This is a genomic window from Micromonospora sp. DT31, from assembly GCF_049841795.1.
GTDB lineage: Bacteria > Actinomycetota > Actinomycetes > Mycobacteriales > Micromonosporaceae > Micromonospora.
The window spans coordinates 72,144-91,637 of sequence record NZ_JBNCKZ010000012.1 but is presented as its reverse complement, the minus strand read 5'-3'; the positions used below and the strand labels follow the sequence as shown (position 1 = coordinate 91,637).

12 protein-coding genes are annotated in these 19,494 nt (G+C 72.0%); 7 read left to right on the top strand and 5 right to left on the bottom strand.

Features of this window, described 5'->3' with window-relative positions; translation table 11 throughout:
- The first annotated feature begins 182 nt into the window (after window positions 1-182).
- Window positions 183-1,295 (top strand): lytic polysaccharide monooxygenase auxiliary activity family 9 protein, encoded by a 1,113-nt coding sequence (locus ACLQ2X_RS20190; protein ID WP_425682682.1) that lies wholly within the window; start codon window positions 183-185, stop codon window positions 1,293-1,295.
- 61 nt (window positions 1,296-1,356) lie between these two features.
- Here ACLQ2X_RS20190 and asnB read toward each other — a convergent pair whose 3' ends face one another.
- Window positions 1,357-3,318, bottom strand: coding sequence for an asparagine synthase (glutamine-hydrolyzing) (asnB, locus tag ACLQ2X_RS20185; RefSeq protein WP_425682610.1), 1,962 nt, complete (start codon window positions 3,316-3,318; stop codon window positions 1,357-1,359).
- 112 nt (window positions 3,319-3,430) lie between these two features.
- On the opposite strand from asnB, the gene ACLQ2X_RS20180 reads away from it, so the two are divergent.
- The 3 genes from ACLQ2X_RS20180 (at window position 3,431) to ACLQ2X_RS20170 (ending at window position 8,640) form a co-directional block, all read left to right on the top strand.
- Complete coding sequence (locus tag ACLQ2X_RS20180) at window positions 3,431-4,906, top strand: aminopeptidase P family protein (RefSeq protein ID WP_425682609.1); 1,476 nt, start codon at window positions 3,431-3,433, stop codon at window positions 4,904-4,906.
- Between the two features lie 249 nt (window positions 4,907-5,155).
- Window positions 5,156-6,574: a hypothetical protein gene (locus ACLQ2X_RS20175; protein WP_425682608.1), complete on the top strand. Its 1,419-nt coding sequence runs from the start codon at window positions 5,156-5,158 to the stop codon at window positions 6,572-6,574.
- 233 nt (window positions 6,575-6,807) lie between these two features.
- A complete protein-coding gene (locus ACLQ2X_RS20170; RefSeq protein WP_425682607.1) occupies window positions 6,808-8,640 on the top strand; it encodes a hypothetical protein in 1,833 nt (610 codons plus the stop codon).
- Between the two features lie 71 nt (window positions 8,641-8,711).
- Here the strand turns inward: ACLQ2X_RS20170 and pulA are convergent, their stop codons facing one another.
- Window positions 8,712-14,210: a pullulanase-type alpha-1,6-glucosidase gene (pulA, locus tag ACLQ2X_RS20165; protein ID WP_425682606.1), complete on the bottom strand. Its 5,499-nt coding sequence runs from the start codon at window positions 14,208-14,210 to the stop codon at window positions 8,712-8,714.
- Window positions 14,211-14,993: 783 nt separating this feature from the next.
- Here pulA and ACLQ2X_RS20160 point away from each other — a divergent pair.
- Window positions 14,994-15,593 (top strand): GNAT family N-acetyltransferase, encoded by a 600-nt coding sequence (locus ACLQ2X_RS20160; protein WP_425682605.1) that lies wholly within the window; start codon window positions 14,994-14,996, stop codon window positions 15,591-15,593.
- A 60-nt stretch (window positions 15,594-15,653) separates the two neighbouring features.
- Here ACLQ2X_RS20160 and ACLQ2X_RS20155 read toward each other — a convergent pair whose 3' ends face one another.
- Complete coding sequence (locus ACLQ2X_RS20155) at window positions 15,654-16,307, bottom strand: GOLPH3/VPS74 family protein (RefSeq protein ID WP_425682604.1); 654 nt, start codon at window positions 16,305-16,307, stop codon at window positions 15,654-15,656.
- 197 nt (window positions 16,308-16,504) lie between these two features.
- Between ACLQ2X_RS20155 and ACLQ2X_RS20150 the strand changes: the two genes are divergently transcribed.
- On the top strand, window positions 16,505-18,016 hold the full coding sequence (locus tag ACLQ2X_RS20150; RefSeq protein ID WP_425682603.1) for an APC family permease: 1,512 nt from the start codon (window positions 16,505-16,507) through the stop codon (window positions 18,014-18,016).
- Window positions 18,017-18,159: 143 nt separating this feature from the next.
- Here the strand turns inward: ACLQ2X_RS20150 and ACLQ2X_RS20145 are convergent, their stop codons facing one another.
- Window positions 18,160-18,549: a hypothetical protein gene (locus tag ACLQ2X_RS20145; RefSeq protein ID WP_425682602.1), complete on the bottom strand. Its 390-nt coding sequence runs from the start codon at window positions 18,547-18,549 to the stop codon at window positions 18,160-18,162.
- Between the two features lie 40 nt (window positions 18,550-18,589).
- Window positions 18,590-19,291, bottom strand: a complete 702-nt coding sequence (locus ACLQ2X_RS20140) for a hypothetical protein (RefSeq protein ID WP_425682601.1) — start codon at window positions 19,289-19,291, stop codon at window positions 18,590-18,592.
- Between the two features lie 19 nt (window positions 19,292-19,310).
- Between ACLQ2X_RS20140 and ACLQ2X_RS20135 the strand changes: the two genes are divergently transcribed.
- Window positions 19,311-19,478 (top strand): hypothetical protein, encoded by a 168-nt coding sequence (locus tag ACLQ2X_RS20135; protein ID WP_425682690.1) that lies wholly within the window; start codon window positions 19,311-19,313, stop codon window positions 19,476-19,478.
- Window positions 19,479-19,494 lie beyond the last annotated feature (16 nt).

Here is a 19,494-nt window from a genome sequence, read left to right as displayed (position 1 = left end):
GACGCGAGGGCACCGACGGTCCGTGGCACGGACCGTGAGTGGTGCACGCCCATCGACGGCACCGGCCGCACGCCGGCCGCCGGGCGCGGGCACCGCGATCGTCGCATCCGCTCGTCGCAGCGGGGCGGGCCGCACCCTGGTCACGCTCCCGCCAGTCAGGAGATCCCGTGCACCGATCCCGTATGGCCGCGTTGCTCACCGCGGCCGCCACCCTGGCCATGGGCGCGTTCGCCCTGGCCACCAGCTCCGACCCGGCGGCTGCGCACGGCGCGGCCATGACGCCGGGCGCCCGCACCTACCTGTGTTGGAAGGACGGCCTCACCGGCACCGGTGAGATCCGGCCGAACAACCCCGCGTGCTCCTCGGCGGTCGCCGAGAACGGCGCGAACTCGCTCTACAACTGGTTCAGCGTGCTGCGCTCCGACGCCGGTGGACGCACCGTCGGGTTCATCCCGGACGGCAAGCTGTGCAGCGGTGGCAACCCGAACTTCAGCGGTTACGACGCGGCGCGCACCGACTGGCCGGTCACCCACCTGACGGCCGGCCGGTCCATCGAGTACCGCTACAGCAACTGGGCGCACCACCCGGGCACGTTCTACTTCTATGTCACCAAGGACAGTTGGAGCCCGAACCGGCCGCTGGCCTGGAGCGACCTGGAGGAGCAGCCGTTCCTGCAGGTGACCAACCCGCCGCAGCGCGGCGCGGTGGGCACCAACGACGGGCACTACTACTTCAGCGGCAACCTGCCGACGAACAAGAGCGGCCGGCACATCATCTACTCGCGTTGGGTCCGCTCGGACAGCCAGGAGAACTTCTTCGGCTGCTCGGACGTGACGTTCGACGGCGGCAACGGCGAGGTCACCGGGATCGGTTCGGGCGGCAGCCCGGCGCCGACGACTCCGGCGCCGACCACGCCCGCGCCGACGACTCCCCCGCCGACCACTCCCCCGCCGACGTCCCCGTCGCCGACGACGAGCCCGAGCATGCCGTCCGGCACGTGCATGGCGGTGTACAAGGTGGTCAGTGCCTGGAGCGGCGGCTTCCAGGGTGAAGTGATGATCATGAATCACAGCACCCGGACGTACAGCGGCTGGACCGCGAACTGGACCTGGCCCAGCGGCCAGACCATCAACCAGGTGTGGAACGGCACGTTGAGCGGCAGCGGGTCGTCGGTGAGCGTCTCCAACGCCGCCTACAACGGCAGCGTCCCACCGGAGGGCACCACCACGTTCGGCTTCACCGCGAACTACTCCGGCACCAACACCCTGCCCACGGTCACCTGCTCCGGCCGGTGACGACGAACTGAACCGCGAAGGGCCCCCGGATGTTTCCCGGGGGCCCTTCGCCATGCTCGGGTCAGCGGACCATGCTGCCGACCACCGGCTTGGTGAGCAGCGCGGACTGGTTGCGCTGGATGCCCGGGTCGAGCGTCTTCGCCACGAAGATCGCGTGCCAGATGCAGAAGATCAGCACGGTCCACACCTTGCGGGAGTGGTCGGCCTCCTCCCGCTTGTGCTCGTCGAGCAGGCGCATCGCGTACGACAGGTCGATCAGGTCGCCCGCGCCGGAGGTGGCCAGCACGTGCCGCGCCCACTCGTACATCTCACCGCGCAGCCAGACCCGGGTGGGCGTCGGGAAGCCCAGCTTCTTGCGGTTGACGATGGCCGGCGGCACCACGCCCTGCAGGGCCTGGCGCATGGCGTACTTGGTGGCCTCGGAGCGCGGCGGCAGCTTCAGGTCGACCGGGATGCCGGCGGCGACCTCGAACACCTCCCGGTCCAGGAACGGCACCCGCACCTCCAGCGAGTGCGCCATCGAGATCCGGTCGGCCTTGACCAGGATGTCGCCGCGCAGCCAGGTGTAGAGGTCGACGTACTGCATCTTGGTGACGTCGTCCAGCTCGGTGCACTCGGCGTAGATCGGCGCGGTGACGTCGGTGTAGCGCACCGAGGGGTCGTAGCGACGCAGCAGGTGTTGCTTCTCCTCCTCGGTGAACATCCGGGCGTTGCCGTAGTAGCGCTCCTCGATCGGGGTGGTGCCGCGTTCCAGGAAGCTCTTGCCCTTGACCCCCTGCGGGATGGCCTTGGACACCGCCCGCAGACCCTTCTGCACACCGTCCGGCAGGCCGTTGACGGTGCTCAACGACAGCGGCTCCCGGTAGATGGTGTAGCCGCCGAAGAACTCGTCCGCCCCCTCGCCGGACAGCACCACGGTGACGTGCTCGGCGGCCTTCTTCGCCACGAAGTACAGCGGCACCAGGGCGGGGTCGGCGACCGGGTCGTCCAGGTGCCAGACGATCTTCGGCAGCGCGTCGATCATGTCCTGCGGCCCGATCTTGGTCGGGATGGTGGTCACGTCGAGGTGGCGGGCCGACTCCTGGGCCACGTCGATCTCGGAGTAGCCGGGCACGTCGTAGCCGACCGTGAAGGTCAGGATGTTCGGGTTGAACTCCCGGGCCAGCGCCACCACGGCGGTGGAGTCGATGCCGCTGGACAGGAACGAGCCGACCGGCACGTCCGAGCGCATGTGCATCCGGACGCTCTCCCGCAGCGTCTCCCGGATGTCGTGGTAGAGCCGTTGCTCGTCGGGGACCGGGGCCGGGCGGAACACCGGCCGGTACCAGCGGCGGACCTCGATGCGGCCACCCGGGGTCCAGGTCAGGTACTCGCCGGAGCCGATCCGGCTGATCCCCTTGTGCAGGGTGCCGGGCTCCGGGACGTACTGCAACGTCAGGTAGTGGCTCAGGTTGGCCGTGTCGATGCCCGCGTCGCCCTGGTACGCCGAGTGCGCGAACGGCAGCAGCGCCTTCTTCTCCGAGGCCAGGTAGAGCCCGTCCTGCGTCTGGAGGTAGTGCAGGGGCTTGATGCCGAAGTAGTCCCGGGCGCCGAAGGCCCGCCGCTCCTGCCGGTCCCAGATGACGAACGCGAACATGCCGCGCAGCTTGGTGAGCACCCGCTCACCCCAGTAGTGGTAGCCGGCGACGATCACCTCGCCGTCACCGTTCGTGCTGAACTGGGCGCCGTAGTCCCGGACCAGCTCGTCCCGCAGCTCGATGTAGTTGTAGATCTCACCGTTGAAGGTGAGCAGGTAACGGCCGCCCGCGTAGGGAAGCGGCTCGTGGCTGAGCGCCACGTCGATGATCGCCAGGCGCTTGTGGCCGAACACGCCGTCCGCGTACCGGCCGGAGGCGTCGCCGACCACCTCGACCCCGGTCTCGTCCGGGCCACGGTGGTGCAGGCACTCCAGTGCGCCGGCAATGTGGTCGCGGTGGGCGGCGGCGTCGCCGCGCGCGCTGAAGAAGGCCAGGAGTCCGCACATGGCCGCCATCTTTCCACGCGCCGGAAGCCACCGTCGCGGCACCGCAGGCACCTCCCGCTCCCGTGCGCGCGGTACCGTCGGAACAGCGACGAGGCTCAGGAAGGGCGGATCAATGGCCGAGGAGCGGACGCGGCAGGGCAAGCCGGCGGATGGCACCGAGTCACACGACCCGGACTTCCCGGAGGCGTTCCTGGCGTTCATGCGGCAGGGCTGGTGTGACACCGAGCTGCCGGTCAGCCCACGCCCGGAGGCGCCCGACCACGCCAAGCGGCGGGCCGCGCTGGCCGAGGCATTCCCGGGCGAGACGCTCGTCATTCCCACCGGCAACGAGAAGGTACGCGCCAACGACACCGAGCACCGGTTCCGGCCGGGCAGCGACTTCGCGTACCTGACCGGCGACATGGAGCCGGACAGCGTCCTCGTGCTGCGGCCGGGCGGCGACGCCACCCTGTTCATGCGGCCCCGCTCGTCCCGGGTGACCGACGAGTTCTTCCGCAGCCGCCACGGCGAGCTGTGGGTGGGCCGTCGGCCGACGCTGCGGGAGAAGTCGACCGAGCTGGGTCTGCCCACCGCCGACCTGAGCGAGCTGGACGGTGCGCTGGCCGAGTTGGCGCCGGCACGCACCCGGGTGCTGCGCGGGTTCGACGCGCGGGTGGACGCCGCGGTGCGTCCGTACGGCGGCGGGCGGGCCGAGGGCCGGCCCGGGCGCGACCGGGAACTGGCGGTCGCGATCTCCGAGCTGAAGCTGGTCAAGGACGAGTGGGAGATCGCCCAGCTACAGGAGGCGTGCGACGCGACCGTACGCGGCTTCGAGGACGTGGCCCGGGCGCTGCCCCGCGACCGCGGGGTCTCCGAGCGGCTGTTGGAGGGCGTCTTCGCCCTGCGTGCCCGGCACGAGGGCAACGACGTCGGTTACGCCTCGATCGTGGGGGCCGGCGAACACGCCACGATCCTGCACTGGGTGCACAACCACGGCGCCACGCGCCCCGGTGACCTGCTGCTGATGGACATGGGTGTGGAGAACCGCAACCTCTACACCGCCGACGTGACCCGGGTGCTGCCGGTCGACGGCCGGTTCAACCCGTTGCAGCGCCAGGTCTACGACGCCGTCCACGCCGCCCAGCAGGCCGGCATCGAGATGTGCCGGCCGGGCGTGGCGTTCCGGGACGTGCACCTGGCGTCGATGCGGGTGCTGGCCGAGGCGTTGCGGGATCTCGGCCTGCTGCCGGTGAGCGTGGACGAGGCGATGGATCCGGCCTCGACGGTCTACCGCCGCTGGACGCTGCACGGCACCAGCCACATGCTCGGCATCGACGTGCACGACTGCGCGAACGCGCGCAAGGAGAACTACCGGGAGGGGCCGCTGGGCGAGGGCTACGTGCTCACCGTCGAGCCGGGTCTCTACTTCCAGCCGGAGGACGAGTTGGTCCCGGAGGAGCTGCGCGGCGTCGGCGTACGCATCGAGGACGACATCCTGGTCACCGCCGACGGCCCGGTCAACCTCTCGGCCGGTCTACCGCGTGCCGCGGACGAGGTGGAGACTTGGCTGGCCGAGCAGCGCGAGGCGGGGCCGCGCCTGCCCGGCTGATCCCGAGCCGCCCGGTGTCCGACGGGCCCCGGTGCCGACCCTCGCCACGGGTCGGCGCCGGGGCCCGTCGCCGTCGTCCCCGGTCCGCACCGTTGACCCTCCGTCGGAGATATGCGGGTTTTGTTCGGTTACGACCTTCTCGTGGGGATCGTTCCCATACGCTGCCGATCAGGGGTTACCACCGGTTTGCGGTTGGTCACCCGGCCCGGCGACGCGGTCGCGGGTGGGGACCGAGAGGGCGGAGTGCGTATGCCGAACGACCCGACGACATTTCACGGCGGGGCGCCGGTGGCGCCGCCGAGCAGGCGGCGGGCGCTGCGGGTGGCGACCGGAGTGGCCGGGCTGACAGGCATCGTCGGACTGGCGGCGCTCGGCGGCCTGGCCGCCCGGGACGACGCACCCGGCGGCGCCGAGCAGGTGGCGGACAGCCGCGGCGTCGCGCCGCGCACCGACGACGGCACCCGCGCCGGCGGTGAGGAACAGGGGCCGGCAGGAGGCGACCAGGTGATTCCCGACCCGGGCACGGCCGGCCCGGGGGCGAGGGAGGACGGGGGCCGCCTCTTCGTCGTGCCCTGCGACGACGACGCGCTGATCGATGCCCTGACCCTGGCCAACCGCAACCACGGCGGCACCCTGAGGCTTGCGGACAACTGCACCTACGAACTGCGCGCCCAGGACCCCACCGCCGGCGTCGCTCTGCCCGTGATCAGGCAGGACGTCACCGTCGAGGGCAGCGGCTCCACCATCACCCGCGACGCCGAGGACGCCTTCCGCCTCTTCCGGGTCACCGCCGGCGGCGACCTCACCCTCCGGAACCTCACCGTCTCCGGTGGCCACGCGGGCGGGTTCCCCCACCCCGGCCCGGCCGGCCCGAACTCCGGTCCGAACGCCGGACGGGGCGCGGGCGAGGGCGGCGCGCTCCTGGTCGAACGCGGCGGCACCGCCCGCCTGGCCGGCGTCACCCTGGCCGGCAACAACGCCGAGCACCACGGCGGCGCCCTGGCCAACTACGGTCGCACCTGGCTGCGGGACAGCTGGGTCGTCGACAACCACACCCGGGGTGACGGCGCTGGCGTGGTCAACCAGGGCCTGCTCACCGTCCGTCGGACCCGGATCGACCACAACAGCGCCGGCGCCGACGGCGGTGGCATCGCCAACCGCCGCGGCGGCGTGGTGGAGATCATCGGCGACTACCGGGGCAGGGGCGTCTCACCGAGCACGCTGAGCGACAACCGGGCGGGCGGCAACGGCGGCGGACTGTCCAGCGGCGGCGGCTTCGTGACGGTCTCCTTCACCGCGATCACCGGCAACACCGCCGGCGGCAACGGCGGCGGACTGTACGCCGTGGCCACCGACCTGGACGCCGACGAGGCGTACGTCGCGGGGAACCACGCGGACGGCGACGGCGGCGGGGTGCTGACCAGCGGCGGAACGACGGCGCGGATCGTCGACGGCGTCATCGTCGGCAACACCGCCGACGGCTCCGGCGGCGGCGTGCACCACGGCGAGTGGCTGGTCAGGATCGAGGGCGGTCCCACCCCTCGCGGCGGTCCGGAGCGCGGCGACGCCACCCTGACCGTGCGCGACACCGACATCCTGGCCAACACCGCGCGCGACGGGGGCGGCGTCGTCGACTGCGCCGCCACCGTCGAGGGCTGTTCCCGCTGAGCGCCGGGCGACCGGCAGCCCTCCGTCCGCCCCTGGCGCGCGGAGGGTCGCCCGACGCTCCTGTCCGTTCCGGCCCCACCCGCACCCTTATGCGGGTTTTTTTCGGATCTGGGTCCCAAGCGAAGAAGGTTCTCATACGGTCTTCTTCAGTAGCTACAACCGATTTGTAGTGAAGGCCGCCTCGCCGAGGCGAAGCGGCCTTGTCAGGTACAAGGAGAGGGCAGAGAGCTCTGATGTCCAACTACCTTCGCAACAACAATGACGCCGCCCGCCGGTCCATCTCCCCGCTGCGGCGTCGCCGGCTCTGGCTCGCCACCGGCGTTCTGGGCCTGACCGGAGCGGTCAGCCTCGCCGGGGTCGCCTACGCCACCACCGGGGTCACCGGCCCGCACCGGCTCGCCGACGTGAAGTGGTCGACGACGCAGCAGCTCGGTGACGAGGACCGGGCCGACAAGGGCGCCGGTGACGAGCACGACAAGAGCGGCGAGTGGGCCCCCGGCAAGGACGGCAAGGACCGTGGCCAGGAGGGCCGTGACCGCGGCGAGTGGGGGCCGGACAAGGGCGAGTGGGGTCCGGAGCGGGGCCCCGACGGCAAGGACGGCCACGGCAAGGCCCACGAGGTGGCCTGCGACGACGATGCCCTGGTCGACGCCCTCGAACTGGCCAACCGTGACCACGGCGGCGTCCTGAAGCTGGCGGAGAACTGCACCTACGAACTCGGCGTCAAGGACCGCAGGTTCGGTGCCGCCCTTCCCGTGATCAAGCAGGACGTCACGGTCAAGGGCAACGGCTCCACCATCAAGCGCGACGCCGAGGACACCTTCCGCATCTTCCGGGTCGCCGACGGCGGCGACCTCACCCTCAAGGACCTCACCGTCTCCGGGGGCAACGCCAACGAGTTCAAGTACCCCGGCGGCGGCAACCCGCCGGCAGCCGCACCGGCTGCCGCGGCGCCGGCCGCCGCCACCGCGGCAGCGACCGCCACGACGGTCGCCGGCGGCATGAACGGCGGCAGCGGGGCCGACAAGCGGGCCGAGGGCGACGGCGGAGCGCTGCTGGTCGAGCGCGGCGGCAGCGCCTACCTGTCGAACGTGAAGCTCACCGACAACAACGCCGAGGGCGACGGCGGGGCGCTGGCCAACTACGGCCGGACCTGGCTCGATGACAGCAAGGTCGTCCACAACCACGCCCAGGGCGACGGCGGCGGCGTCTACAACGAGGGCATCCTCAAGGTCGAGGAGACCCACGTCGACGACAACACCGCCGGTGGCAGCGGTGGCGGGATCGCCAACGGCAGCGGCTTCTCCGGCGCCCACGGCGCCGGGGCCGCCACCGCCCCGGGAGGTCACGACCCGAAGGCCCGGCACGACGACGCCGGCACGGTCGACATCATCGGATCCGACCACGGCAAGGACGGCGGCAGGTCCAGCCTGGCGGACAACCGCGCCGGCAAGAACGGTGGCGGCCTGTTCAGCAGCGGCGGCACCGTCACCGTCTCCTTCACCGCCATCGTCGGCAACACCGCCTGCGAGAACGGTGGCGGCAGCTACGTCGAGAACACCGACCTCGACGTCGACAAGCTCCACGTCGCGAAGAACCACGCCGACGGCGACGGCGGCGGGCTCGTGGTCACCGGCGGCAAGCACTGGGGCTACCCGGACGCCAACGATCACGCCAGCGCCACCATCTCCGACAGCCTGATCGTCGACAACACCGCCAACCGCTTCGGCGGCGGCATCTTCAGCGGCGAATGGCTCGTCAAGATCCAGGACGGCTTCGCCCCCCGCGACCGCGAGCAGGACGACAACGCCACGCTCACCATCCGCGACACCGCCGTCAAGGCGAACACGGCCCTCAACGGCGGCGGCATCTTCAACAACAAGGCGAAGATCACCCTGACCAAGACCCACGTCACCAAGAACACCGCCACCGACTCCAGCAAGCTGCACCGGGTCGCCGGTGGCGTCCTGAACAACGAGGGCCGCGTCAAGCTCGACGACGAATCCCTGATCAGCGACAACGACCCGACCAACTGCGCCAACACCGTCGAGGACTGCTTCAACTGACCTCACGGCCACCCGCGCCGCGTCGACCGGTCCCCTGCCGCACGGGCAGGGGGCCGGTCGACGCGTCGGCCTCAGCTCTGTACGAACACCGCCACGCTGCGCGCCGGCACGGTGAACGTGCCGGCCGCCCGGTCGAACGAGGCGGTCCGCAACGTCGGGTCGGCCGAGTCGCGCAGCACCGGGTGCAGCGCCACGTTCGCGCCCCGCAGACCCGTGACCGTCTGCGTCGCCTTCCCCGGCGTGGCGTTGAAGACGACGGTCACCGACTTCCACGTACCGTCCAGCCCGCGCGCGTCGAGGGTCATGGTGAGCACGCCCGGGGTCTCCTCCACCCCGGACAGCGGGAAGGACACCCGCTGCTGCACCTGCGCGGCCGTGTCCAGGCCGAACACCGGCGAGGAGCGGCGGATCCGCAGCAACTCCGCGTACCGGGCGTCGGCCAGCTCGATAGCCGCGCAGTCCGGCACCAGCTTCACGTCGGCCAGCAACGGCTTGGCGTACGGCCACTTGTCCCGGTTGTCCGCCTCCGGCGGCAGCCCGGCCCCGAACCCGTTGCCCTGCGCGCAGTCCCAGCGGATCTGGTTGAACCAGTCACCTGAGTCGTACGAGTTGCGGTCCAGCGACTTCGACCGCAGCCGCTCCGATCCGGTGGTCACGAAACCGGCGCCCTGCCCCAGCGCGGTGGTCGCCAGCGCGAGCACCTGCATCCGGGCCCGGTCCGCCGCCGAGGTGCCCTGCGGCAGCTTGTACGCCAGCGCGTCGTACAGGATCTCGTTGTCGTGCGCGTCGACGTAGGTGACCGCCTCGCCCGGCGCGGCGGTGTACCCGGCCCGCGCGCCGTTGTAGTCGACCTGGGCCCCGGTGACCCGCCGGCCGGCGGAGTCGGTGAACGTGTAGTCGCGCAGGTTGCCGGTCAGCCCCACCTTGATCAGGTCGTGCTGGTGCAGCAGCCGCGCGCGCTGCTCGGCCGCCGAGCCGTTGACCTCGTCGCCGTTCGGGTCGGTGAACAGCCCGGAGGCGAAGCCCTGCACCCGGGGGTTGGCGTCGAACGGGCCGCCGCCGCGTACCGCGTCGCGGAGCCGGTCGTTGAACGTGCCGATCCCGGTGCCGGCCATGTTGGCCTGGGTGGCCTGCACGAACCGGGCGTCGTCGGCGACCTCGCCGAAGTTCCAGCCCTCGCCGTAGAGCAGGATCTTCCGGCCGTCCACCCCGTCGCGGGCGAGCGTGAGCCTGTCCAGCGCGGCCCGCACCGCCAGGATGTTCGCCTTCGGGTGGTGGCCCATCAGGTCGAACCGGAAACCGTCCACCTTGTACGCCCTGGCCCAGGTGACCACCGAGTCGACCACGAGCTTGCCCATCATGGCGTGCTCGGGCGCGGTGTTGGCGCAGCAGGTCGAGTCGGCGACGCTGCCGTCGGCCAGCAGCCTGTGGTAGTAGCCGGGCACCACCTGGTCGAGCACCGACTTCGGGTCGGTGCCGGCGGCCGCGGTGTGGTTGTAGACCACGTCCATGACCACCCGCAGGCCGGCCCGGTTCACCCCGGCGACCATCTGCCGGAACTCGGTGGTGCGCTTCGCGCCGGTCGGGTCGACGGCGTACCCGCCCTCCGGCACGGTGTAGTGCAGCGGGTCGTACCCCCAGTTGTAGCCGTCGGTGGCGGCGACCGCCGCGACGCACTTCTGCTGCTGGTCGGAGTCCGGCGGCAGCTTCGCCAGGTCGCAGGCGGGACGGCGCTGGTCGGCGCGCTTTTCGGGGATGGTGGCGAAGTCGAACGCCGGCAGCAGGTGCAGGTGGTTGACGCCGGCCGCGCCGAGGGCCCGCAGGTGCTTCATGCCTGCGGTGTCGGGGTCGGTGAACGCCAGGTAGGTGCCGCGCCGTTCGGCCGGCACGGTGGTGTCGGCGATGGAGAAGTCCCGCACCGACAGCTCGGAGATCTGCGCCTTCGACGGCGGCGGGGCCGCCGGCTTGCGCAGGTTCGCCCAGCCGGGCGGGGCGAGCGCCGGATCACCCAGGTCGAGGATCTGGCTGTGCGTGGAGTCGGGCGCGAGCGCCACCGAGTACGGGTCGGTCACCACGGCGGTGACCACCTTCTGCGCCGCCGGCTGCCACGCCTGCACCCGGTACCGGTAGTACTTCCCGGTCCACGCCTTCGTGCCGCGCACCGACCAGACGCCGGTGCGGTCGTCGCGGCGCATCGCCACGGTGGTGGGCCGCGCGGTCGGCGAGTCGGACAGTTGCAGCGACACGGTGCGCGCGGTCGGCGCCCACACGGCCAGGGTAGGCACCCGCCCGGCGAACGTCGGCCCCAGCTTCGCGCCGGTCGCGGCCGCGTACACGTCGTCGAGCACGCCGGGGATCTGCACGCCGGTGGCGGCGAGCAGAGCGCCCCCGGCGTCCCGTTCGGTCACCACGAGCTGTCCGCGCAGCGCCGCCGGCACCTTGGCCAGGTCGGCACGCGCGAGCGAGAACGCGTGCTGGGCCCACAGATGGGGGTACGCCTGCCGCTGCGCCTCGGTCAGCCCGTTGCGCTGCGCGCGCAACGGCAGCGTGGTGTACGTGCCGGTCAGCTCGCCGTCGGCGATGCCGATCCCACCGGCCGGGGCGGTGACGAGCGCGTACCGCCGGCCGTCGGTCGGTTCGGTCTCCCAGGCGATCGTGGACCTGTCGATCCACTGTGCCTTCCGCCTGCCGAGGTCGAGGTCGAGGGCCGGGCCGGAGGTGGTGGCCGGCAGCAGCCGGCCCTTGACTCCGGCCAGCAGCCACACCTGGTGCCCGGCGGTGGTGAGGTCGAGGCGCTGGTCGTCCGGCTGGTCCTTCTGGTCACCGGCGTGGACGATGTAGCTCAGCCCGGTCGCCCCGGCCGCGAGCGGCACCCGGAACACCGCGCCGTACGCGTCGATCCGCTCCGGCTTCAACGGGGTGGCCCAGTCGGTCGGGTCGGCCGCGCCGTCCCACACGTGCAGGCCCCAGCCGGCGTAGTTCCCGTCGGCCTTGCGCCAGTGGATCAGTGCCGTGTCCCGGTCCACCGGCGGGTCGGGCTCGCCGGTGGCGGCCTGCCGCGTCGGGTACAGCTGCGGATCACCCTGCTTCACCCAGACCTCGCCGGTCCGGGTCACGTCGATGGTGCGGTCGTTCGCGACGTCCTTGTTCCCGTCGGCGTCGATCACGAGGAAGCCCACCGACTTCGCGCCCGGCTTGAGCTTCACCCAGGCGAACCGGCCGTAGGAGTCCTCACCGGCGAACGGCTGCCCGGCGGGCCATTCGGTGACGTACGCCGGGTCGATGTCGCCCCAGGCGTAGAGCCGCCAGTCGTCGTACCCGCCGGCCGGGCGCTGGTAGTGCACGATCGCCCAGTCCCGTGACTCGTCGGCGGCCGGGGTGCCGACGGTGCCGGTGGCGCGGGCGGTGGCGGTCCGGCCCCTGCCGTCGCGGACCACCGCCCGGTACTCCACGCGGGTGCCGCCGGGCAGGCCGGTCAGGTCGTGGTGCACGGTGTAGGGGGCGCGGTGTGCGCTGCCCAGCAGCGTCCACCTGCCGCCGGCGACCCGGGCGGCGAACGTGACGGTGGCGAGCGGGTCGCCGGTGGCCTGGGCGGTGACGGCGGTCCGGGTGGCGACCGGAGCGTCCGAGGGCTGGGTGAGTGTGATCCGGGGAGCCGTGCCGGGCCGCGGGATCGCCCGGTCGGCGGTCAGCGCGACGGCGGACATCGCCGGCACGGTGAGGGTCAGTTTCCCGTCCGCGCCGGCGGTCGCGGCGGCGGCGTCGCCGTACACGGGGGTGAATCGGGCGCCGGCCGACCAGGTGTCCACGGTGACAGTCTGCGCGGTGGCGGCGTTGTTCACCGCCGCGAGGTACTCGACCCGGTCGGTGGGCAGCGCCCGGGAGAAGGCGAAGACGCCGGGCCCGTCGGACGCGTGCCTGGTGACCTGGACGCCGTCGCGCAGCGTCGGGTGCGCCGCCCGCAGCCGGCCCAGCTCGGCGATGGTCCGGTAGAGCGGGTGGCGGGTGTCGTACTGGTCGACGGCGTGGGTGCGGGTGGTGCCGATCAGGTCGTCGTCCAGGTAGTCCGGGGTCCGGGAGGCGAACATGTCCTGCCTGGCGTCCTTGTCCCCGCCGGGGCCGGTGAAGCCCTGCTCGTCGCCGGAGTAGACGACCGGCTGGCCGCGGGTGAGGAACATCAGCTGGTGGGCGAGCCGGGCACGGCGCAGCTGTTCGGCGTCGTCGCCGCCGGCCGCGGCGACGAACGAGCCGATCCGGCCCATGTCGTGGTTGCCGAGGAAGGTGGGCAGCCGGTTGGCGTCGGTGTTCCGCGCGGCGTACAGGTCGTCCTTGGCGTAGACGTCAGCGAGCGACCGGGCCGAACCGCCGGCGGTGGCGTAGCCGCGCGCGGCCTCCTGGAAGGAGAAGTCGAGTGTGGCCGGCAGGCCGCCCTGCCGCACGTAGGTCGACTGGATCTCCTGTTCGGCACTGTAGACCTCACCGAACATGAAGAAGTCCTTCTTGCCGGCGCGGGCCGCGGCGGTCTCGACGCCCCGGGCGAAGCGGGGCCAGAAGTCGAGGTTCGTGTGCTTGACGGTGTCCAGGCGGAAGCCGTCGACGCCGGCCCGGCCGATCCACTCGGCGTAGATGTCGGTCATGCCGCGTACCACCTCGGGCCGCTCGGTCCACAGGTCGTCGAGGCCGAAGAAGTCGCCGTACTCGCTGTTCTCACCGGCGAAGGTGGAGTCACCGCGGTTGTGGTACATCGTCGGGTCGTTGAGCCACGCCGGGACCTTGACCTTCGCGTCGGCCGGGGTGGCGAACGTCGGGGTGTACGGGAACGACTTCTCGTCGACCCGGGGGAACGCGCGGGTGCCGTCGGCGTAGTTGCGGTCCTCGAAGGCGCGCCCCTGCGCGTCCCGGTAGGGCGCGGTCTTCTTGTCGACGTAGCCGTAGCGGTCCTCGGCGTACCGGATGACGTCGGCGGTGTGGTTGACGATGATGTCGAGGTAGACCTTGATGCCACGCCGGTGCGCGAGGTCGACCAGCCGCTTCAGCTCCGCGTTGGTGCCGAAGTGCGGGTCCACCTGGGTGAAGTCGGTGATCCAGTAGCCGTGGTAGCCGGCCGAGACGTCCGCGCCGGTGCCCTGCACCGGGCGGTTCTTGAAGATCGGCGCGAGCCAGATGGCGGTGGTGCCGAGTCCTTGGATGTAGTCCATCCGGTCGATGACGCCCTTGAGGTCGCCGCCGTGGTAGAAGCCCTTGTCCTTCGGGTCGAGGCCGGTGGCGAGCCGGTCACCGGTCAGGCCGCCGGTGTCGTTGCGCCGGTCGCCGTTGGCGAACCGGTCCGGCAGGACGAAGTAGAACTGCTCGGCCCGGGCCGGCTTCGTACCGGCCGCGAGCAGCGCCTCGGCGGAGGGTTCCCGGTCCCACTGGGCGGCGTTGCCGGCCGCGTACGCGTCGGGCGTGGCGGCGCGGGCGGCACCGGCGGTGTCGACCTGGTGGACGATCACCGGCACGCCGACGAGCGTGAGCACGAGTGAGGTGACCAGGGCGAGCAGCGCCTTGGGAGATGTCGGCGGCGAATTCATCGACGGGCCTTTCTCTGGTCCTGATTCGCCCGCACGCTAGCCCTCGCCGAAACATTCTGCAATACCTTGCAAACCGTGTCGCAACATGGCAGTAATCTTGCGAAACACGGGTGCAGGACGACAGCACTCGCGGCTCACAAGCCGGCGCAGGCGAACCCGCCGACGGTGCAACTCGCCCGACGGGGACCGACCCGTTCGATGTGGAACCGCACCGGCACCGACGCGCCGCCGGCCACGTCCACCCCACTGCGGTACGTGACGACCCTCCGACGAGGGTGAACGTCCCCTGCTCCGCACCCTCCACCCAGGCGGTCACCAGCCGGCCGCCCGGGAATGCCACGCGCACCGTCCAGCCCCGCGCCGCCCGGCCGGTGTTGACCAGCAGAACCTCACCGATGAAGCCACCGTCGAACGTGCTCACCACGCCGTACCGGCCGGTCACCGCCGACGGGGACGGCGGGGGCGTGGAAGCGGGCCGGTCCGCGCCCCGCGGGCCGGAGGTCCGCGCCGCCGGGGTGGGCCGCGCCGGCAGGACCGTCGACCGGGGTGACAACCCCGGCGCCACCGGGCCCGTGGCGGCGATCGGCGAACGGCCGGTCGGGGCGGGCGTGGCGGGCGTGGTCGCCGGCACACCCGACAGGGGCGCCGCCGGATCCGGCGGCGCGCCCGCCGGGAACGTCCGCCGCAGGCCGGATCGGCCCTGTCACCCGGTGTGTGCACCTGATACGTTGCACGCCGATCAACGACCACAATGGCTCGTGCAGCCGGTAGGACGGATGGCCAGTGACTGAGTGGCAGGGCAACATCCGGCGGGCGTCCTCCGTGGACGCCGCCGTCGTGACCGGAATATTCGCCGAGGCGTTCATGCGCGACCCGGTGAGCAGCTGGATCTTCCCCGACGACGACCACCGCGCGAAGGTCCACCCGGGTTTCTTCGGACCGTTCGTCGCCCTCACCATGCGGACCGGCGAGGTGCGGATGGCCGGTGACGGGCTGGGCGCCACGCTGTGGCTGCCCACCGGCGACGGTCACGAGGCCGACGACGGCGAGGAACTCGCCGCCCTGGAGGCCACGATCGGCGCCGAGTCGATGAAGCGGTTCGCCGTCCTGGACGAGATGATGGCCGCAAACCACCCGAGCGAACCGCACTGGTACCTGCCGTTCATCGGGGTCCGCCCGGACCAGCACGGCCACGGCATCGGGGCGGCGCTGCTGCGCGACAAGCTTGCCGAGCTGGACCGGTCCGGCTCCGCGGCCTACCTGGAGGCAAGCTCGCTGCGCAACGCGGCGCTCTACGAGCGGCTGGGGTTCCGGCGACGTCCGGTCACGCTGGACCTGCCCGGCGGTCCCAGCCTCTACCCGATGTGGCGCGACCCGGCCTGACCCGGGCGATCCCGTCCCGTCTCGTTCCGTCCCGCCTCGCGTGCGAGGCGGGACGCGGCGTCACCGCCGTACGGTCGTGGTGCTGACGTCGAGCGCACCGACGACCGCGGTGAGAAGCCCGTCGAGCTGCGCCGGGAGGAACCGGCGGCAGTCCCGCATCCGGTTGACGACCTGCGGGTCGAAGATGTTCGCCGCCAGCCCGACCGCCTCGCCGAGGCTCGCCAGCAGCAGCGTCCCCGGGTCCAGCTCGGCCGGCGACGAGTGCATCAGCATCGCCGTCAACCGCACCCGCGGCGACGCCGCCTGGTTCGGGTCGACAGCCGGCCAGCGCACCGCCCGGCCGATCAGCTTGCCCTGCTCGCGTCGCAGGACCCGGGCGGTCACCAGCCGGGTGCCGACCCGCTCGTTGATGTTCAGGTGGGTGCGCAGGTAGCGGATCCACAGCCGGGCCGGATGCGCGCCCTCCCGCCGCAGGATCTCGGTGATCAGCAGGTCGGTCAGCGGCTCCTGCCACAGGCGCGGGTCGACCGCGGCGATGCCGCCGCCGTCGAGGGCGATCCGGCCCTCGAACATCAGCTCGGCCAGCGCCGCGCCGGCCAGTCCGCACTCCAGTCTGTCGACAGCGACGTGTGGCTTACCGCTGAACTCGTCGTGTCCGATAAGGAACAGCGCATCCGCAAGCCGATAGGTGGCCTGCGCTCCGGGGTAGGTCATGGTCCATCCTCGAACGGTGGCCGTGATCGTCGCCACGTGACGGTACGGCACGAACACGCACAGCTCAATTCCGGCGAGGCAGGCGCTGCCCAATCGATACCGAAGTGGGCTTGTGACGATGGGTGGTCGCCAATACCCTGCTTCACGTTGTTCCGAAGTAGACATCTCAACCCCCATCCCCTCCCCCTGGAGTTCCCTTGTCCTCCGACCCCTTCTTTTCCGACGGCGGGCTGCGTCGCGGTCGCCTCGGCACCGCCCACCTAGTCTTCTTCACCGTCGCCGCGTCGGCCCCGCTGACCGTTCTGGGCGGTGGCGTCACCACCATGTACGCGGTGAGCGGCAACATCGGCGCCGCGCTCGGCTACGTGCTGCTGGCGGCCGTGCTGGGCATCTTCGCCACCGGCTACGCCGCGATGAGCCGGTACGTCGCCAACGCGGGCGCGTTCTACGCGTACATCGCCAACGGCCTCGGTCGAGCCGGCGGGGTGGCCGGCTCGGCGGTGGCTCTGGCCGCGTACAACGCCATCCAGATCGGCCTGTACGGCCTGCTCGGCTCGATCGTCGCCGACTTCATGTCGGTCAAGGCCGGGATCACCCTGGACTGGTGGGTCTGGGCGCTGCTGGCCTGGATCTTCGTCGGCCTGCTCGGTGTCCTGCGCATCGACCTGAACGCCACCGTGCTGGCCGTGCTGCTGATCCTCGAGTGCGTGGCGGTGCTGATCTTCGACCTGATCGCCTTCGCCAACCCGGCCGACGGCGTGGTCACCACCGCCGGCATCAGCCCCGGTCACCTGTTCGGGGCAGGCTTCGGCGCCGTGCTGGCGTTCACCATCGCCTCCTTCACCGGCTTCGAGAGCGGCGCCATCTACAGCGAGGAGGTCAAGGACCCGCGGCGCACCGTGGCCCGGGCCACCTACATCGCGGTCGCGTTCACCGGCCTGTTCTACGCCTTCTCCGCCTGGGCGCTGACGGTGCTGACCGGCCCGGAGAACGCGCCGCAGGCCAGCGGCGAGGCCGGGCCGGGTGTCATCTTCGGCGCGCTCGACCAGTACGCCGGCACCGTGATCGCGGACATCGCCAACGTCCTGTTCATCACGAGCGTGCTCGCGGCCCTGCTGTCGTTCCACAACGGCGTGGCCCGTTACCTGTTCGCGCTGGGTCGGGAGCAGGTCCTGCCGCGCATGCTCGGGGCGACCTCCAGCCGCACCGGCGCCCCGATCGCGGGCTCCCTGGTGCAGAGCGTCCTGGCCGTGGTCGTCTTCCTGGCGTTCGCGACGACCGGCCGGGACCCGGTCATCGACCTGTTCACCTGGCTGTCCGGCGCGGCCGCGGTGGGTGTCGTGCTGCTGATGACGCTCACCTCCGCGTCCGTGGTCGGCTTCTTCCGCAACCGTCCCGGCCCGGAGAGCGCCTGGCAGCGACTGATCGCCCCGATGCTCGGCACTATCCTGCTCGCCGTCGTGCTGCTGGTGCTCCTGTTCAACTTCGACGCGTTGCTCGCGCCAGACACCGCCGGCTACCTCAAGTGGCTGCTCCCGGCGATCCCGGTGGTCGCCGGCGTGCTCGGCCTGATCTGGGGCCTGGTGCTGCGGTCCAGCCGGCCGGACACCTACCGCCGGATCGGTCAGGTCACGGAGGAGGGCCTGCACGAGCCGGGCCTGCACCCGGCCCCCGAGGCCGACCGCTGGGCTGGCGCCCAGCACCGCTGAGGCACTGTGCGGTACGGCGGTGGGGCCGCGGGGGGGCGCCGCCCGGGCCCGCCGCGGCGCGCGGGGGGGGGCCGCCCCGACCCGCTGCGCCACGGGGCGCTCCGGGGGGGGGCCGGGGGGGGCCCCCCGCCGTACCGCACCGGTCAGGCGGTGCGGATGACGGTGCAGATCACCGGGCCGTCCTCAGTGGTGCGCAGCAGGTAGCGGTAACGCTCCCCCGGCACGGCGCCGCCCTGGCTGTCGAGGAACTCCCAACGCACCGCCACCTCGGTGAGCAGTGCGGAGATCTGGTGCACGTCCTCGATCTGCGCGTTCGCGGCGACGAGTTTCCGCTCCTGGTAGTCGGGGGCGGCGCCGACGAAGCTGAGCGCGACCGCCGTCGGCGAGGTGAACGAGAAGCTGTAGGTGTCGGCGACCACGAGTCCGGGCAGCGCGTAGCACCCCGCGATGGCCGGCACGTCGGCGGTGGTCAGCGCCACGCCGTACCTGTCGAAGAAGTCGGTGAGTGTGTCGAGGTCGGTGGAGGCCGTCACGACGCTCCTGATTACCGGCGCGCAGGGACGGCAAACCTGTTCAGCGGGGCGGGACGTACACCTCGATCTCCGCGCCGAGCGTGCCCCCGCTGAGGGCGAGGTCGTCGCCGCTCCAGAACCGCCCCGGGTCGTACCAGTTGGGTCGCCGGCCGGCCGGCAGCAGGCCCATCGCCTCGTAGGTCACCGCCACCACCTCCGCGCAGTACGCGGTCTCCAACGCCCGATCCCGCGCCGACGCGCCATGGTCCTCGGTGCGCCCGTCGCCGGGAAGGGCGGTGCTGGCGTCGCCGTCGGGGCGGGCGGCGGCCCGTCGGCGCACGTGCGGCAGCCGGCCCCGGGCCCACCGCCAGGCGAGTTGGGTGGTGGACGGGAACGGGGTGCCGTCGAGGCGGGCCACGGTGCGCAGCACCGCCTCCTCCATCGCGGCGTCGGCCGGCGGTTCGAGCTGGCGCAGCCAGCCCCGCTGGCCGTACCGGTTGGCCCAGACGCACACCGCGTTCCGCAGATCGTGCAGTTGCACGCCACGCTGGTGGGTGCCGGTCCACATGTCGGGCAACGAACGGCCCAGCTCGGCGTGCCACATCAACGGCGGCATGTCGTCGAGCACGACCGCCATGCCCACGTGGTTGACCGGGCTGTTGGTGGTGAGCTGGATGGCCCGGTCGGGCATGCTGCGGCCGCGGAACACCCACAGGTCGCCGGTGCGGGTCAGCTCCACGGCCTCGTCCAGGCTGATGCTCATAGGGGTCTACCCTAAGCCGATGCGGCAACGGATGCGGTGGTGGAAGGTGCTCGGTCTCGCGGGTCTCGCCGGGGTCGCGGCGACCGGGGTGGTGGTGGCGCGGGCGGAACGGCGACGCCGCGCGTACACGCCGGAGGAGATCCGGGACCGCCTGCGCGAGCGGCACGCCAAGGCGTCGTCGTCCTGATCGGACGGCGCCTCGC

Bases quoted from the DNA above. Each gene is read 5' to 3' on its own strand.
- ACLQ2X_RS20190 (WP_425682682.1), top strand. From the start codon at position 183: ATGGCCGCGTTGCTCACCGCGGCCGCCACCCTGGCCATGGGCGCGTTC.
- ACLQ2X_RS20170 (WP_425682607.1), top strand. From the start codon at position 6,808: ATGTCCAACTACCTTCGCAACAACAATGACGCCGCCCGCCGGTCCATC.
- ACLQ2X_RS20155 (WP_425682604.1), bottom strand. From the start codon at position 16,307: ATGACCTACCCCGGAGCGCAGGCCACCTATCGGCTTGCGGATGCGCTG.
- asnB (WP_425682610.1), bottom strand. From the start codon at position 3,318: ATGTGCGGACTCCTGGCCTTCTTCAGCGCGCGCGGCGACGCCGCCGCC.
- ACLQ2X_RS20135 (WP_425682690.1), top strand. From the start codon at position 19,311: ATGCGGCAACGGATGCGGTGGTGGAAGGTGCTCGGTCTCGCGGGTCTC.
- pulA (WP_425682606.1), bottom strand. From the start codon at position 14,210: ATGAATTCGCCGCCGACATCTCCCAAGGCGCTGCTCGCCCTGGTCACC.
- ACLQ2X_RS20180 (WP_425682609.1), top strand. From the start codon at position 3,431: ATGGCCGAGGAGCGGACGCGGCAGGGCAAGCCGGCGGATGGCACCGAG.
- ACLQ2X_RS20175 (WP_425682608.1), top strand. From the start codon at position 5,156: ATGCCGAACGACCCGACGACATTTCACGGCGGGGCGCCGGTGGCGCCG.
- ACLQ2X_RS20140 (WP_425682601.1), bottom strand. From the start codon at position 19,291: ATGAGCATCAGCCTGGACGAGGCCGTGGAGCTGACCCGCACCGGCGAC.